This window comes from Amycolatopsis pithecellobii (genome assembly GCF_009707865.1).
GTDB classification, from domain to species: Bacteria; Actinomycetota; Actinomycetes; order Mycobacteriales; family Pseudonocardiaceae; genus Amycolatopsis_E; species Amycolatopsis_E pithecellobii.
Window position 1 is genome coordinate 23,954 of sequence record NZ_WMBA01000032.1, and the last position, 15,745, is coordinate 39,698.

Below are 15,745 nucleotides of genomic sequence, written 5' to 3' on the forward strand. Positions count from 1 at the left end.
AGCTCGCCGGCGCACCCTGGAAACCGGGGTGCGCCCATGGCGACCGTACGCAGACGATGTCGACGCCGAGCGGTACGGTGGGCATCACCGGTGCGAGGGACATCGATCTCGCGTGCCGCCATTTTGTACGCCTACACGTAACGCTGGGACTGTTGTCTGCGATGGGCACTGTGGGGGACGGACTGGAGGAGTCGGTCGCCGCCGCCGTCGAGGGAGATCCTCAGGCGACCGAGCGACTGCTTGCCGCTATCCGTCCTCTAGTGGTGCGGTACTGCCGCGCCCGAGTTGGCCGGCAGGAGCGTTCGTTCGCTTCGGCGGATGACGTAGCTCAGGAGGTGTGTCTCGCGGTGCTCACGGCCCTGCCTTCGTACCGTGACCAAGGACGCCCGTTCCTGGCTTTCGTGTACGGCATCGCCCAGCACAAGGTGGCCGACGCGCATCGGGCAGCAGCCCGCAACCGCGCCGAGCCGGTGGCCGAGATCCCTGACGAGATCGAAGGGGATGTCGGCCCGGAGCAGCATGCCCTGCAAGGGGAGCTGAACCAGCGCATGGCCCAGTTGCTGCGGGTGCTGCCGGACAAACAACGCGAGATCGTCGTGCTGCGAGTGGTCGTGGGCTTGTCTGCTGAAGAGACCGCGGAAGCGGTCGACTCGACACCGGGCGCGGTCCGGGTCGCACAGCATCGAGCTCTCGCCCGGCTCCGAAAGGCGCTGGCGTCCGAGGAGGTGGCCTGAGTGACCGACCGCGACAGCCGCGACGAGATCAGACGTGAGCTCGGTGGGTACGACGACACGATGAGTGCGTCGCAGGCCGCGTTCGAGGCCGACCTGTCCGCCGTGCACGCCGATGACGCATTGCTGGACGCGCTCGGTGGTTCCGACCCCAAGGTGGCGGACGACCTCGGCGACCAGGAACTCAACGCGCTGCTACTGGCCTGGCGACGTGACATCGACAGTGAACCGCTCGCCGAGCTTGTCGACACCGACACCGCCGTCACCACCGTGAAGACCGCGGCGATGGCGCAGAAACACGGGCAGCGCGCCCGCAAGCGCCGCGCCCTCGTGCCGGTGGCGGTCGCCGCCGCCGTGCTCGCCATCGCATTCAGCGGCACCAGCATCGCCGCGCGCGGCGCTCAGCCAGGCGACGCCTTGTGGGGCCTCACGAAGGTCCTCTACTCCGACCACGCCCGCTCGGTCGAGGCCGCCTCCGCGGCGCGTACCGATCTGCAGCAGGCGAGCATCGCGCTGTCCCAGGGGCGTATTGCCGAGGCGCAGCAGGCGCTGGCCGAGGCGGCGGCGAAGTTGTCGCAGGTCTCCTCGGAGGACAACCTGGCCCAGCTGATGCGTGAGCACCAGCAGTTGACGGCGATGCTCACGCAGCCGTCCCCGCCTTCGACCACGGAGCCGTCGTCGCCGGAGCCGCCGACGTCCCAGGCGGCTTCCTCGACCACGAGCACGCCGTCGCCGACGACGACAACCACGACGCGGCCGCCGAGCAGCACGAGCACGCCGTCGTCATCGGAAACGCCGACCTCGACACCGCCCACCACGGAGAGCAGTTCGGCATCCGCGGCGGGGACGGGTGGCAGCACGATGCGCTACGACACGTCCGATTCGAACGGCGGACCGGCTCCCGCGCAGGCACCCGCCTCGGTGGGCACGGCGGGCACCACGGGCAACTGAGCCGGGGCCAGTCCGCCAGTAGCTCAGTAAGCGCTTTCCGTGGCGGTCACGCCGTCCGCGTAACCACGGCAGTAGTCCCAGCTGACGTAATGCGCCGGGTCCGGGTCATAGGCGGGTTCGTGCGGACGCATCCGGCCGTCCGCGAGCAGCTGTTCGAGGCTCGCCCGCAGCAGATGCCAGTCGTGGTAATGCGGTTGGTCACACTCTCCGCAATCCACCACGATGCCGCGGACCCCGCGCGGCTCCAGCAGCGCTTGATACACGGCGAGGTCGGACAGGTCGGCCAGCAACTCGGTACGGGCCCGCTCGTCGATCGGTTCGTCCAGGTCATCGGCGAAATACGCCATGTCCTTGGCCGGGTCGTCAGGGTCGTCGGCGAACGGGTCCGGGGGTAACAGGTCGTGCGGCACGGCCTGCACGGTACCGGGCCGGGGTGGGGAGCTGTCCAGATACCATCGACTAGGAGTTTCCCGAACTGCCCAGGAAGGTCTGCCACCAGCCATGACGAGCGAGTTCAACCCGCAAGACAAGTTCGCGATGCTGGGTTTGACCTTCGATGACGTGCTTTTGCTTCCAGCCGAGTCGGATGTCCTGCCCAGCGGTGTCGACACCAGCACCCGGCTTTCCCGCAATATCACCCTGCGCATCCCGATTGTGTCTGCGGCGATGGACACGGTGACCGAGGCGCGGATGGCGATCGCGATGGCCCGCCAGGGCGGAATGGGTGTCCTACACCGGAACCTGCCGATCGACGAGCAGGCCGCGGCGGTCGAGGTGGTGAAGCGGTCCGAGGCCGGCATGGTGACCGACCCGGTGACCTGCTCCCCCGAGGACACGCTCGCCGAGGTCGACGCGCTGTGCGCGCGGTTCCGCATCTCCGGGGTCCCGGTCACTGACGCGGCAGGCCAGCTCGTCGGCATCATCACCAACCGCGACATGCGCTTCGAAGTGGACTACAGCCGCCCGGTCAGCGAGGTCATGACAAAGGCGCCGCTGGTCACCGCACAGGTCGGGGTCACGGCGGAAGCGGCGCTCGGGCTGCTGCGACGGCACAAGATCGAAAAGCTGCCGATCGTGGACGGCGCGGGCAAGCTGCGCGGGCTGATCACCGTGAAGGACTTCGTCAAGACCGAGCAGTACCCCAACGCGACCAAGGACCCGGACGGTCGGCTGCTGGTCGGCGCCGCGGTGGGTGTCGGTGCCGCCGGGCACCAGCGCGCCATGGCGCTGGCCGACGCGGGCGTGGACGTGCTGATGGTGGACACCGCGCACGGGCATTCCCGTGCCGTGGTCGACATGGTCTCGACGCTCAAGAAGGAGCTCGGCGAAACCGTCGACATCGTCGGCGGGAACGTCGCCACCCGCGCCGGCGCGCAGGCGCTGGTGGACGCGGGCGCGGACGCGGTCAAGGTCGGTGTCGGACCGGGTTCGATCTGCACCACGCGGGTTGTCGCCGGTGTCGGGGTACCGCAGATTTCCGCGATCTACGAAGCCGACCAGGCCTGCCGCCCCGCGGGCGTGCCGGTGATCGGTGACGGCGGCATCCAGTACTCGGGGGACATCGTCAAGGCCATCACCGCGGGTGCTTCCAGCGTCATGCTCGGGAGCCTGCTCGCGGGCACCGCCGAGTCACCGGGTGACCTGATCCTGATGAACGGCAAACAGTACAAGGGATATCGCGGAATGGGCTCGCTCGGCGCGATGCAGTCCCGCGACGGGCAGCAGTCCTACTCCAAGGACCGCTACGCCCAGGACGACGTGCTGAGCGAGGACAAGCTCGTCCCCGAAGGCATCGAGGGCCGGATCGCGTTCCGTGGCCCGTTGGTCAACGTGGTGCACCAGCTGGTCGGCGGGTTGCGCGCGGGCATGGGGTATGCCGGTGCCGAGACGGTGACGCAGCTGCAGCAGGCGCAGCTGGTGCGGATCACGGCGGCGGGGCTCAAGGAGAGCCACCCCCACGACATCACGATGACCGTCGAGGCGCCCAACTACACCGCCCACTGACGGGCCTGCAGCACACGAGAGGGGATCCGCACGTGCGGGATCTGGTCGAGATCGGAATGGGACGTACCGCGCGACGCGCGTACGACCTCGACGACGTGGAGATCGTCCCGTCGCGCCGGACGCGGTCGTCCGCGGTGGTGTCCACCACCTGGCAGATCGATGCCTACCGCTTCGATCTGCCGCTCGTCACGCACCCGACCGACGCGATCGTGTCGCCGGCCACCGCGGTGGAGATCGGGAAGCTCGGCGGGCTCGGCGTGCTCAACGCGGAGGGTATGTGGGCGCGGCACCGGGACGTCGAAGGCGCGATGCGGCGTCTGCTCGACACGGTGAAGGACGAGGACCCGACCGCGCTGGTACGGGTGCTGCAGGAACTGCACTCGGCGCCGGTCCAGCCGGAGCTGCTGGACGAGGCGCTGCGTACGGTGCGCGAATCCGGGGTGACGGTCGCCGCGCGGGTGAGCCCGCAGCGTGCCGCCGAGCTGACCCCGCACCTGATCGCCGCCGGGGTGGAGGTTCTGGTCGTGCAGGGCACGATCATCTCGGCCGAGCACGTCTCGGGTGACTCGGATCCGCTCAACCTCAAGGAGTTCATCGGCGGGCTCGATGTGCCGGTGATCGCCGGCGGGGTCACCGACTACCGCACGGCGATGCATCTGATGCGTACCGGCGCGGCCGGGGTGATCGTCGGGCACGGCTACACGCCGGGCATCACGAGCACGGACCGGGTGCTGGGCATCGGCGTGCCGATGGCGACCGCCATCATCGACGCGGCCGCGGCCCGCCGCGACTACCTCGACGAGACCGGTGGCCGCTACGTGCACGTCCTGGCCGACGGCGGGATGACGTCCTCCGGTGACATCGCGAAGGCGATCGCTTGTGGCGCGGACGCGGTCATGCTGGGCGCGCCGCTCGCGGCGTCTACGGCCGCGCCGGGGCACGGGCTGTATTGGACCGCGGCGGCGGCGCACCCGTCGTTGCCGCGTTCGCGAGTGGCCGCGGGGCCTGAGATCGAGGTGGATCTGCGGACGTTGCTGTACGGCCCATCTTCGGATCCTGACGGGGCGGTCAATCTGTTCGGCGCGCTGCGCCGGGCGATGGCGAAGACCGGGTACTCAGACCTCAAGGAGTTCCAGCGGGTCGGCCTGTCCGTCCGGCGCTGAAACCCGTCGGTAACTTACCGCTGGTGAGAAGTTGGCTCCGGCGCTACGCTTTTATGTGTGACCACGAGTAACAGCAGTGCGGCTGACTATGACGTGATCGTGGTCGGGTCGGGCTTCGGCGGCAGCGTCGCGGCCCTCCGGCTGACGGAAAAGGGCTACCGGGTCGCCGTGGTGGAGGCGGGCCGCCGCTTCTCCGACGACGAGTTCGCGAAGACGTCCTGGGATCTCAAGCGGTACCTCTGGGCACCGGCGCTCGGCTGCTTCGGCATTCAGCGCATTCATCTGCTCAACAACGTCATGGTGCTCGCGGGCGCCGGCGTCGGCGGCGGTTCGCTGGTCTACGCGAATACGCTGTACCGGCCGCTCAAGGCCTTCTACCAGGACCGGCAGTGGGCGCACATCACCGACTGGGAGGCCGAGCTCGCGCCGCACTACGACCAGGCGAGCCGGATGCTCGGCGTGGTCACGAATCCGACGATCACGCCGTCCGACGAGGTGATGCGCAAGGTGGCGGCCGACATGGGGGTCGCGGACTCGTTTCATCCGACTCCGGTCGGTGTCCACTTCGGACAGCCGGGTGCGCGGGTGGCCGATCCGTACTTCGGTGGCGCCGGGCCGGACCGGGTCGGCTGCACGGAATGTGGTGCGTGCATGACCGGATGCCGCGTCGGAGCGAAGAACACATTGGTCAAGAACTACCTGTACCTCGCCGAACGCGGCGGGGCGAAGGTCATCCCGATGTCCACTGTGGACGCTGTGCGGCCGCGGGCGGACGGTTTGTTCGTCGTCGAGCTGCACCGGACGGGTTCGAAGCGTGTCAGGACCAGCCTTACCGCGGGCCAGGTCGTGCTCGCCGCCGGCACCTGGGGCACTCAGCAACTGCTGCATCGCATGCGCGACAAGGGAATGCTGCCCCAGTTGTCGCCACGGTTCGGGGAGCTGACACGCACGAACTCCGAGGCGATCATCGGTGCGGGGCGCCTTTCGGTCGATCCTGCGCAGAATTTCAGCCGTGGTGTGGCGATCACGTCGTCGATCCACCCGAACGAGAACACGCATATCGAGCCGGTTCGCTACGGCAAGGGCAGCAACGCGATGAGCCTGCTGCAGACCATCGCGACCGACGGGTCACTGCGGACGCCACGGTGGCGACAGGCTGTGCGCACGATGCTGCGGCATCCGGTGCAGTCGCTGAGGTTGCTCAACGGGTACCGGTGGAGCGAGCGGACCGTGATTCTGCTGGTGATGCAGAGCCTCGACAACTCGATCACGACGTTCACCAAGCGCGGCCTGTTCGGGCGGCGGAAGTACACCTCCAAGCAGGGGCACGGGGAACCGAACCCGTCGTTCATCCCGGCCGGGCACGAGGCGAACCTGCGCACGGCCGAGCGCATCGGCGGCGTGGCGGGCGGAACCTGGGGCGAGATCTTCGATATCCCGCTGACGGCCCATTTCATCGGCGGCGCGCCCATCGGTGTGTCGGCCGAGGACGGGGTGATCGACCCTTACCACCGCGTGTTCAACTACCCTGGTCTGTCTATTGTGGACGGAACTGCGGTCACGGCGAACCTCGGCGTGAACCCTTCGCTGACCATCACGGCACAGGCGGAGCGGGCTTTTTCCTTGTGGCCCAACAAAGGTGAGGCCGACCCCCGGCCCCCGCAGTCAGCGGGGTACCGGCGGCTCGACCCGGTGGCCCCGCAGGACCCCGCCGTCCCCGCTGACGCCCCGGGAGCGCTTACAACGAAATCCCGCTGAATACCGTGACGCGTTCCTCGGTCAGGTCGTGCATGGCCGCGAGGACGCCTTCGCGGCCGGAGCCGGAGCCTTTCACGCCGCCGTAAGGCATCTGGTCCGCGCGGTAGGACGGCACATCGCCGACGATAAGGCCGCCGACTTCGAGTTCCGTCGACGCGCGGAAGGCCAGTTGCACGTCGCGCGTGAAGACGCCTGCCTGCAGACCGTACGCCGAATCGTTCACCGCCGCGAAAGCCTCGTCGGCACTGTCCACGATGGACACCGCAAGCACGGGTCCGAAGATCTCCTCCGCCCACGCCTTGGCGCGCGCCGGCACGTCGGTCAGTAGCGTGGGCTCGACCGTCGTCCCCTTCCGCGCGCCGCCGGTCAGCACCTTCGCGCCACTCGTCACCGCTTCGTCGATCCACCCGACGATCCGTTCCGCGGCGGCCTCGTCCACCACCGGCCCGACATCGACCGTCGTGTCGTACGGGTCGCCCGTTTTCTGCGCCCGCACCGCGTCCAGTAGCGCGGGGACAAACTCGTCCGCGACGGACCGTTCCACGATCACCCGCTGCACCGCGATGCACGACTGCCCGGCCTGGTAGTTCCCGAACGTCGCGATGCGCGCGGCGGCGCCCGGCAGATCCGGCCAGTCACCGAGCACGACCGCCGCCGCGTTGCCACCCAGTTCCAGCACGACATGCTTGCGTGGCGCCGCATCCGCCAGCGACCAGCCGACCGGACCCGAGCCCGTGAACGACACCACCGGCAACCGTGGGTCCGCCACCAGCGCGGACGTCTCGGCATTTCCCAGCGGCAGCACGGAAAACGCGCCCTCCGGCAGGTCCGTCTCAGCCAGGAGCTCACCGAGGATCAACGCCGACAACGGGGTGCGCGGCGCCGGCTTGACGATGATCGGCGCACCGACCGCGAGCGACGGCGCGACCTTGTGTGCCACCAGGTTCAGCGGAAAGTTGAACGGCGCGATCCCCAGCACCGGCCCACGCGATACCCGGCGGGTGAGCGCGAGCCGTCCTTCGCCACCGGCGTCGGTGTCGAGCCGCTGCACCTCCCCGGTGAACCGGCGGGCCTCCTCCGCCGCGATCCGGAACACCGAAATAGCCCGGTGTACCTCGACCTCCGCCCACTTGAACGGTTTCCCGTTCTCCGCCGTAATGACTTCGGCCAGTTCCTCGGCACGCGCGGCGAGCCCGCGTGAAACGTGATCGAGTGCAGCGGCGCGGACATGCGCGGGCGAGCGGCGGAACTCCGGCGCGACCGCGGCCGCCGCCGCGACCGCCCGTTCGACCTGCTGGGGACCTGGCACGGCGACGGTCGCGACCTCGCTGCCGTCGAAGGGATGGGTGACCTCGAGCGTGCTGGTGCCCTGCTCCGCCCGGCCGGCGATCCACGCGGGGCGTGGTTCCGGAGTGATGGTGTCCATGACACAAAGGTAAGGCGCACCGCGAGATCCGGCCCGGGGGACGCGTGGCACAGCTCACCTGGGACGATGGAGAAGTCGACGCAGGGAGGTAGTGGTGGGTCCGGTCATCGTGGTGGACTTCGGCGCGCAGTACGCGCAGCTGATCGCGCGCCGGGTCCGTGAGGCCCAGGTGTACTCCGAAGTGGTGCCGCACACCGCGACGGTCGAAGAGATCCTGGCGCGCGAGCCCGCCGCGATCATCCTCTCCGGTGGCCCGGCCAGCGCCTACTCGCCCGGCGCGCCCGGTATGGACCCGCGACTCGCCAAGACCGGGGTGCCCATCTTCGGTATCTGCTATGGCTTTCACGTGCTGGCACAGGCACTCGGCGGCACCGTCGAGGCCACCGGGGCCCGCGAGTACGGCCGCACCCAGGTCACCCTCAGCGAGGACGCCGGTGTGCTGCATCGCGAGCTGCCTGCCCGGCACCAGGTCTGGATGAGCCACGGCGACAGCGTCACGAAAGCCCCGCCCGGCGCCGCGGTCACCGCGACTTCCGACGGCGCACCTGTTGCCGCGTATGAAAATCCCGCCGAAGGGTACGCCGGGGTGCAATACCACCCCGAGGTGCTGCACTCGCCGCACGGCCAGGAAGTGCTGCGGCGCTTCTTGCGTGACATCGCCGGCATCCGTCCCGAGTGGACGACTGCGTCCATTGTGGACGAACAGGTGACGAAGATCCGCGACCAGATCGGCGACGGCCGGGCGATCTGCGGGCTGTCCGGCGGTGTCGACTCCGCCGTCGCGGCTGCCCTCGTGCAGCGCGCCATCGGGGACCGGCTCACCTGCGTCTTCGTCGACCACGGCCTGTTGCGAGCCGGTGAGCGCGCACAGGTCGAACGTGACTTCGTTGCTGCGACCGGGGTCAATCTGGTCACCATCGACGCACGCGAACGGTTCCTCGACGCGCTGGCCGGGGTGACCGACCCCGAAGAGAAGCGCAAGATCATCGGCCGCGAGTTCATCCGCGTGTTCGAGCAGGCCGAGCGCGACCTCAAGGCACAGGGCGACTACCGGTTCCTCGTGCAGGGCACCCTCTACCCCGACGTCGTCGAGTCCGGTGGCGGCGCCGGCACGTCGAACATCAAGAGCCACCACAATGTCGGCGGTCTGCCGGACGACCTGCAGTTCGAACTCGTCGAGCCGCTGCGGCTGCTGTTCAAGGACGAAGTGCGCCGGGTGGGTCTCGAACTGGGCCTGCCGGAGACGATCGTGCATCGCCAGCCGTTCCCCGGGCCCGGCCTCGGCATCCGGATCATCGGCGAGGTCACCCACGACAGGCTCGAGACTCTGCGCGCCGCCGACGCGATCGCGCGCGAGGAACTCACCGCCGCGGGGCTGGACCGCGACATCTGGCAGTGCCCGGTTGTGCTGCTCGCGGACGTGCGCAGCGTGGGCGTTCAGGGCGACGGCCGCACCTACGGCCACCCGATCGTGCTGCGCCCGGTGTCGAGTGAGGACGCGATGACGGCGGACTGGACCCGGCTGCCCTTCGATGTGCTGGAGCGCATCTCGACCCGGATCACCAACGAGGTCGCCGAGGTGAACCGGGTCGTGCTGGACGTGACGAGCAAGCCGCCCGGCACGATCGAATGGGAATGAGCTGCTAGTCGCGCCGCCCGCCACGCAGGGACGCGCCCAGCATCAGGGCGCCGAACAGGATCGCGCCCCCGGCCAGGACCCAGCGCACGTCGAACGAGGGCAGCCAGGTGATTCCGTCGGTCAGCGTGTAGGCCGACGCGAACAGCGTCGCGATCCCGATCAGCAGCCCGAACACGTCCACTCCACGGCGGCGGGGCCGCTGCTGCGTCGTCTCGTCGTAGTCAGCCACGGTGCACCTCGATGTTTCCCGCTCCCTGTGAAACCTTGACATTCAGCTGCAGTCCGCCAGGACCGTCGGGGCCGAGGTCCCGGCCGCTGACCGCCGGACGGCCGACACCGTCGGTTCCGGAGCCGAGGCAATCCACGTTCCCGGCTTCGACCTCGCAGCTGTACTGCACGTCCGCGGTCGCCGGGACGATGATCGTGGTCTGCCCGGCTCCGTTGCGCACCTCGGTGGTCACCGGTGCCGTATCGGCCAGTTTGGTCAGATCCAGCCGGACGTCCCCGGCCGTGTGGGAGTACACCGGCTGCACCGCAGCGGCCGTGACGGGTGTGGCGTCGATGTTCCCGAAACCCCCCGAGTAGTTGCCTACCGGGATCGACGTGAGACCGACGCCGACGATCGCCAGCGGCACCGCGAGCCAGATCAGGCCACGGCCGCCCCGCACGAACGCGCCCGCGACCAAGCCGACGCCGAGCACGCCGAGCACCAGCCCGATGACGTGTTGCGGGGAGAACCAGCCGGCGCCCAGCTGCCCTGCACCCACCCCGGCACCGGCCACCAGCAGCGCGATGCCGAAAGTCGCGACGCCGATCTTCGACCGGGCTTGCCTGGGCATCGGTGGCGCCGGTGGCGGCGCGTACGGCGAAGCCGCGGGCTCCGGGCCGGGCAGATCCCAGGCCAGTGGTGGTGCGCCGAGCGGGTCCGCGCCCGCGGCCGCGCTGGGGGTGGACATCGAGTAGGTCATCGTCTCCTCCGCGGGTGCGACCGGGCGGTGCTCCTGGCCACGGCTTCGATGCAGCAGGTACAGCGCGGTCACCAGCAGTGCCAGGCCGATCAGCCCGCCCCCGTCGAACCAGCCCCATCGGTTGCCGAACGACAGGCCCGTCAACGGGAAGAAGACGATGGCGAGGACGATCGTGAAGCCCTTCGACATCGAGCTGCGGCCGCGGCCGAACAGCGCTTCGATGGCCGAGACCTGGTCGTGCTCGCCGGGGAAGAACAGCCAACCCAGCACGTACAGCGGTAACCCGATGCCGCCGAAGATCGTCGTCACCACGAACGCGACCCGCACGATGACCGGGTCGATGCCATACCGGTTGCCGATCGCGGCGGCGACGCCGGCGACCTTCTTCCCGTGCGAGGGCCGCCGCGGCCGGCTGGCCCAGAAGTCTTTCAGTGTCTCCTCGAACCCGCCCAGATGTGTCCTGGTCCGGTCTGCTGCGCCACTCATGTCATCGAGCATCGCCCGGCGGCCGCGCGTGCACATCGGGGAAGGTCCCTGAGATTCACGATCAGGGTGTTTCCCTGATGAATCGTGCTTGCGGGCATGTGAGCATGGAAGAACCATGGAAGACGTGCAGGAAAAGGCCCGCGAGACGGCCGTCAGCCGGGTGCCGTCGAAGGCGCTCGAGCAGCCGGACGGGCCCCCGAAGCTGTACCGGCACCGCGCGGGTCGAGCGGTTGCCGGCGTCTCCACGGGGCTCGCCGAGCACCTCGGTGTCAAGGTCCTGTGGGTGCGGGCGACGTTCGCCGTGCTCGCCGCGTTCGGCGGCGCGGGGTTGCTGGCGTACGGCCTGTTGTGGGTGTTCGTCCCGCAACGGCCGGTGGAGGACACCTCGCAGCCGAGCTCACCGAAGGAACGTCAGCAGGCGATCGGTCTGCTCGTCCTCGGGATCGGGCTCGCGGTCGGCGGCAGCACGGTCACCGGCGCGATCAGCGGCTGGGTCGCCGCGCCCTTGGCGGTCACGCTGATCGGCGCGGCGGTGGTGTGGCGCGAAGCCGACGAGTCACAGCGCCGCCGCTGGCGTACCGGCGCCCGCTCGGGCGTCGCCGGGGTGGTGCTCGGCGGTGGTGGCTGGTCGGCGGCGGTGCGGATCCTCGCCGGCGTCGCACTGGTGGTCACCGGCATCGGAGTGCTGGTGCTGCGCAGCGGCAGCTTCGACCAGGTGCAGTTCGCGCTCATCGCGGTGCTGGCCACGTTGGTCGGGGTCGCGGTGCTGACGGTTCCGTTCTGGTTGCGCATGGTGCGTGACCTCGGCGAGGAGCGCCGGGCCAGGATCCGGACCGAGGAACGTGCCGAGATAGCCGCGCACCTGCACGATTCGGTGCTGCAGACCCTGGCGCTGATCCAGAAACAGGCCGAGACACCCAAGGAGGTCGCGCGGCTGGCGCGTGGGCAGGAGCGGGAGCTGCGCGGCTGGTTGTACGGCCCGGCAGGCTACGGGGCGCAGAAGGAGATCAACGGTGGCGGGCAGTTGTCGACCGCGATCGCGACGGTGTGCGGCGAGGTGGAGGACTCGTTCGCGATCTCCGTTTCCCAGGTCGTGGTGGGCGACGCCGAGCTGGACGAGCCGCTGACGGCGCTGGTGCAGGCCGCGCGTGAGGCCATCGTCAATGCCGCCAAGCACGCGGACGTCGAAGAGGTCAGCGTGTACACCGAAGTCGAGCCCACCTCGGTGACGGTGTTCGTGCGTGACCGCGGCAAGGGCTTCGACCCGGACGAGGTTTCCGAGGACAGGCACGGGCTCGCGGACTCGATTCGCGGCAGGATGGAACGCAATGGCGGTACGGTGCGGCTGCGTACGGCGCCAGGGGACGGGACGGAAGTGCAGCTGGCGATGCCGATGAAGACGGGGAGTGCGGCGTGACTGAGGTGGCTGCGAAGACCGTGTTCCTGGTGGACGACCACGCGTTGTTCCGGGCCGGGGTCCGCACGGAGCTGGACTCGATCACCGACGAGGTCCGCGTGGTGGGCGAAGCGGGTTCCGTCGCAGACGCCGTCACCGGGATCGTTCGGACGAGGCCGCAGGTCGTGTTGCTCGACGTGCACATGCCCGACGGTGGGGGCGCCGAGGTCCTGCGCCGAGTGCGACCCGAGCTGCCGGATGTCGTGTTCCTCGCGCTGTCGGTGTCCGATGCCGCCGAGGACGTGATCGCGGTGATCCGCGCCGGGGCGCGCGGCTACGTCACGAAGACGATCTCGTCGAAAGAGCTGGTCCGCGCGATCACCCGGGTCGCCGACGGGGACGCGGTGTTCTCGCCGCGGCTAGCGGGCTTCGTGCTCGACGCGTTCGCCGACCGGCCCGGCTCGGCGCCCATCAGCGACCCGGAGCTGGACCTGCTGACCCCGCGCGAGCGGGATGTGTTGCGGCTGCTCGCCCGTGGTTACGCGTACAAGGAGATCGCCTCGGAGCTGTTCATCTCGGTCAAGACGGTGGAGACGCACGTGTCGAGCGTCCTGCGGAAGACCCAGCTATCGAATCGCTACGAGCTGTCGCGCTGGGCTTCGGACCGCCGGCTGGTCTGACTAAAGGAAAAGCACCTGCGTGATGCCGATGCCGATGGCGGCGGCGCACAAGATCGCGAGCACGGTCAGGATCAGCGCCCGCACCTGAGCGGGGGTCAGCAGCGGCCCCTTCGTCGCGGCCGGTTGCAGCGGCGGGGACTGCAACGGCGGCCAGGCGACGGGGACCGTGGGCAGCACCGGGGCGGTCGGCGGGATGAACGCCGTCTGCCTGCCCTGGGTGATCGCCTGGAACGAGGTGATGCTGTCCGCCAACGTCGGGCGGGTCATCGGGTCCTCACGCAGCAACTTCATCAGCGCACCGGTCAGCTGCCCGGCTCGCAGCGGCTGCCGCAGTGGACCCGTGCCGTTGTCGCCGTACGGCGGCACGCCCTCGACGGCGAGGTAGAGCGTCGCGCCGAGGGAGAACGCGTCGGCCGCATGGTCCGGCGGGGCGCCACGCAGGATCTCCGGCGCACGGAACGCCGGGTTGGGACCGGGCCCGGTGATGCCGATGTCGGTGACCTTCACGCCACCGTCGTCGGCGAGCAGCACGTTGCCCGGTTCGAGCCCCCGGTGCAGGATCCCGGCCCGGTGCGCGGCCGAAAGCGCGGACGCGAGCTGGACACCGAGGAACGCGGCCTGGTCCGGGGTCAGCGCGCCGTACTCGGTGAGGAAGTCCTCCATGTTGCGGGAAGGCACGTACTCCATGAACAGCCAGGGGTCCTGCCCGTCGCGCAGCGCGTCGTAGACGGTGATCGCGCTGTTGTGCAGCACGCGGGTCGCGGCGCGGCCTTCCTGGAGTGCGGCGTTGATGAGGTGCTCGGTCCGAATGGGGTCGAGGCCGGGCTGCACATACATCCGTTTCGCCGCGACGGTGCGATGCAAGAGCGTGTCGTACGCCAGCCACACGATCCCGGCCCTGCCACGGCCGATCGGCTGGTCCAACCGGTACCGGCCGCCGACGACTGCGCCCTCAGTACCCAAAACAACCTCTCGTCGCGCTGACGGTCAACTACTTTCGGTCCACCCTACTGAGGCAGCCTGAGAACTCACGGAGTCGACGTTGCCGACGACGGCTCGCTGGTCTTCGATGTGGTGCTCGTCGGCTGAGAACTCGACGTCGGCTTCTTCGAACTGCTCGTCGGCTGATCTTCCGTCGTCTGTTCCACCGAGCTGGTGCGCCGCGGCGTGGAAACCCGCGACACGCGAGTCGAACTGGATGGTGCCTCCGAGGCCGTGGCGCTTTCCGTCGTCACCACCGGGGAACTGCTCGACACGGGCGGCGGCACGATCGGCTGCTGGTTGTCCGTGATGTTGCTGCCCCCTGTGTCCGGGCGGCTGAACAGCCAAATCCCGAGCGCGATCAGCCCGACCACGACGACCCCGCCGATGATCGCGGGCACCTTCCACTTGCCGGGCCGATCCTCGTCGGCGGCCGGCGCCGGGGCGCCTTCGTCCCCGTAGCCGGCGTACCCGGCGGGGACGGCACGCGTCCGGTTGTCCTGGTCCTCGGTCGGATACGCCGCCGTAGCGCCGTACTCGTCGGGGTAGTCGTCCTCATAGTCGTCGTAGAAGTCGTTGGCCCGGTTACCGCCGAGACTGCCGCTGAACGCGCGCGTCCCTCCCGCACCCAGCGCGGCTCCCGCCGCGGCGGCGCCCACGGCGCCGTTCGAGGAGGCGAGCTGTGTCGGGGCGTCCGGACCGCCCAGCGGCGTCTCGCCACGAGCTACCGCGGACAGCAACTCCTCCGCTTCGGCGGCGGTCGGCCGGTGATGCACGTCTGGATGCAGCAGCACCGCGAGGACGCTCGCCAGCGGGCCGGACTGCCGCGGCGGGTTGATCTGGCCCGCGGCCACGGCGTGCAGGAGGCTCAGGGTGTTTTCGCTGAGGCCGAACGGCGGCTGGCCCTCGCACGCCGCGTACAACGTCGAGCCGAGCGAGAACACGTCGGCCTCGGGGCCTGGCTCGCCGCCGATCGCCACCTCGGGCGCGAGGTAGGCGGGCGTGCCGGCGATCATGCCGGTCTTGGTGACCGTGACGTCGTCCTTCGCGCGGGAGATACCGAAGTCGGTGATCTTCACCAGTCCGCTGTCGGCGAGCAGGATGTTGCCGGGCTTGATGTCGCGGTGCACGATGCCGACCGCGTGCGCTTCCTTGAGCGCGGCCGCGATCTGCGTGCCGATCCCCGCCACCTCCGTCGGCGGCAGCGTCTTCCGCTCCCGCAGCACCTCGGCGAGGCTGGTGGACTGCAGGTACTCCATCACCAGGCACGGGTGGCCGTTGTCGTCGGTGACGACGTCGAACACCGTGATCGCGTTGGGATGGTGCAACCGGGCCGCGATCCGGCCCTCACGCATGGTGCGTAGCTTGGCGTCTTCGGCTTCATGCTCGTCGAGACCGGGCTGGAGCAGGAGCTGCTTGATCGCGACGGTGCGTGCGAGCACTTCGTCATGCGCCTGCCAGACCGCGCCCATGGCACCGGTGCCGATGCGCCGTACCACGCGGTACCGGCCGGCGACCAGGCGACCCTCGTCGCTCACGCGACCTCCTTCGGGGGCTGCTTG

Annotated in this window: 14 protein-coding genes; 8 read left to right on the top strand and 6 right to left on the bottom strand. The window is 69.5% G+C overall.

Annotated features, from left to right (window positions below):
- Positions 1–161: 161 nt before the first annotated feature.
- Positions 162–734, top strand: a complete 573-nt coding sequence (locus GKO32_RS20205; RefSeq protein ID WP_154758449.1) for a sigma-70 family RNA polymerase sigma factor — start codon at positions 162–164, stop codon at positions 732–734.
- Positions 735–1,682, top strand: coding sequence for an anti-sigma-D factor RsdA (locus tag GKO32_RS20210; protein ID WP_312868194.1), 948 nt, complete (start codon positions 735–737; stop codon positions 1,680–1,682). It begins immediately after the preceding gene.
- Positions 1,683–1,705: 23 nt separating this feature from the next.
- Here the strand turns inward: GKO32_RS20210 and GKO32_RS20215 are convergent, their stop codons facing one another.
- Entirely contained in the window at positions 1,706–2,101 is a 396-nt protein-coding gene (locus GKO32_RS20215; RefSeq protein ID WP_312868196.1) for a DUF5319 domain-containing protein, read from the bottom strand.
- 82 nt (positions 2,102–2,183) lie between these two features.
- Between GKO32_RS20215 and guaB the strand changes: the two genes are divergently transcribed.
- From guaB to GKO32_RS20230, 3 genes are read left to right on the top strand one after another with little or no spacing between them, the layout of a single operon-like run.
- Positions 2,184–3,686, top strand: a complete 1,503-nt coding sequence (gene guaB, locus GKO32_RS20220) for an IMP dehydrogenase (RefSeq protein ID WP_154758450.1) — start codon at positions 2,184–2,186, stop codon at positions 3,684–3,686.
- A gap of 32 nt (positions 3,687–3,718) precedes the next feature.
- A complete protein-coding gene (locus GKO32_RS20225; RefSeq protein WP_312868197.1) occupies positions 3,719–4,849 on the top strand; it encodes a GuaB3 family IMP dehydrogenase-related protein in 1,131 nt (376 codons plus the stop codon).
- 57 nt (positions 4,850–4,906) lie between these two features.
- Positions 4,907–6,607 (top strand): FAD-dependent oxidoreductase, encoded by a 1,701-nt coding sequence (locus tag GKO32_RS20230; RefSeq protein ID WP_312868198.1) that lies wholly within the window; start codon positions 4,907–4,909, stop codon positions 6,605–6,607.
- Here GKO32_RS20230 and GKO32_RS20235 read toward each other — a convergent pair.
- Positions 6,588–8,033, bottom strand: coding sequence for an aldehyde dehydrogenase family protein (locus GKO32_RS20235; RefSeq protein ID WP_154758451.1), 1,446 nt, complete (start codon positions 8,031–8,033; stop codon positions 6,588–6,590). The genes GKO32_RS20230 and GKO32_RS20235 overlap by 20 nt on opposite strands.
- 91 nt (positions 8,034–8,124) lie before the next feature.
- Here GKO32_RS20235 and guaA point away from each other — a divergent pair, with 91 nt between their 5' ends.
- Positions 8,125–9,672: a glutamine-hydrolyzing GMP synthase gene (gene guaA / locus GKO32_RS20240; protein ID WP_312868199.1), complete on the top strand. Its 1,548-nt coding sequence runs from the start codon at positions 8,125–8,127 to the stop codon at positions 9,670–9,672.
- A gap of 4 nt (positions 9,673–9,676) precedes the next feature.
- On the opposite strand, the gene GKO32_RS20245 is transcribed toward guaA, so the two are convergent.
- Both GKO32_RS20245 and GKO32_RS20250 read right to left on the bottom strand, forming a co-directional pair.
- Positions 9,677–9,943, bottom strand: coding sequence for a hypothetical protein (locus GKO32_RS20245; protein WP_154758453.1), 267 nt, complete (start codon positions 9,941–9,943; stop codon positions 9,677–9,679).
- Positions 9,894–11,126, bottom strand: coding sequence for a PspC domain-containing protein (locus GKO32_RS20250; RefSeq protein ID WP_154758454.1), 1,233 nt, complete (start codon positions 11,124–11,126; stop codon positions 9,894–9,896). The genes GKO32_RS20245 and GKO32_RS20250 overlap by 50 nt, the downstream gene beginning before the upstream one ends.
- 115 nt (positions 11,127–11,241) lie before the next feature.
- Between GKO32_RS20250 and GKO32_RS20255 the strand changes: the two genes are divergently transcribed.
- Both GKO32_RS20255 and GKO32_RS20260 read left to right on the top strand, forming a co-directional pair.
- Positions 11,242–12,543: an ATP-binding protein gene (locus GKO32_RS20255; RefSeq protein WP_154758455.1), complete on the top strand. Its 1,302-nt coding sequence runs from the start codon at positions 11,242–11,244 to the stop codon at positions 12,541–12,543.
- The gene (locus tag GKO32_RS20260; protein WP_312868201.1) at positions 12,540–13,202 is read left to right on the top strand and encodes a response regulator; all 663 of its coding nucleotides are present in this window, start codon (positions 12,540–12,542) and stop codon (positions 13,200–13,202) included. The genes GKO32_RS20255 and GKO32_RS20260 overlap by 4 nt, the downstream gene beginning before the upstream one ends.
- Here the strand turns inward: GKO32_RS20260 and GKO32_RS20265 are convergent, their stop codons facing one another.
- Both GKO32_RS20265 and GKO32_RS20270 read right to left on the bottom strand, forming a co-directional pair.
- Positions 13,203–14,165, bottom strand: a complete 963-nt coding sequence (locus GKO32_RS20265) for a serine/threonine-protein kinase (RefSeq protein ID WP_154758456.1) — start codon at positions 14,163–14,165, stop codon at positions 13,203–13,205.
- 65 nt (positions 14,166–14,230) lie between these two features.
- Positions 14,231–15,721, bottom strand: coding sequence for a serine/threonine-protein kinase (locus GKO32_RS20270; protein WP_312868203.1), 1,491 nt, complete (start codon positions 15,719–15,721; stop codon positions 14,231–14,233).
- Positions 15,722–15,745 lie beyond the last annotated feature (24 nt).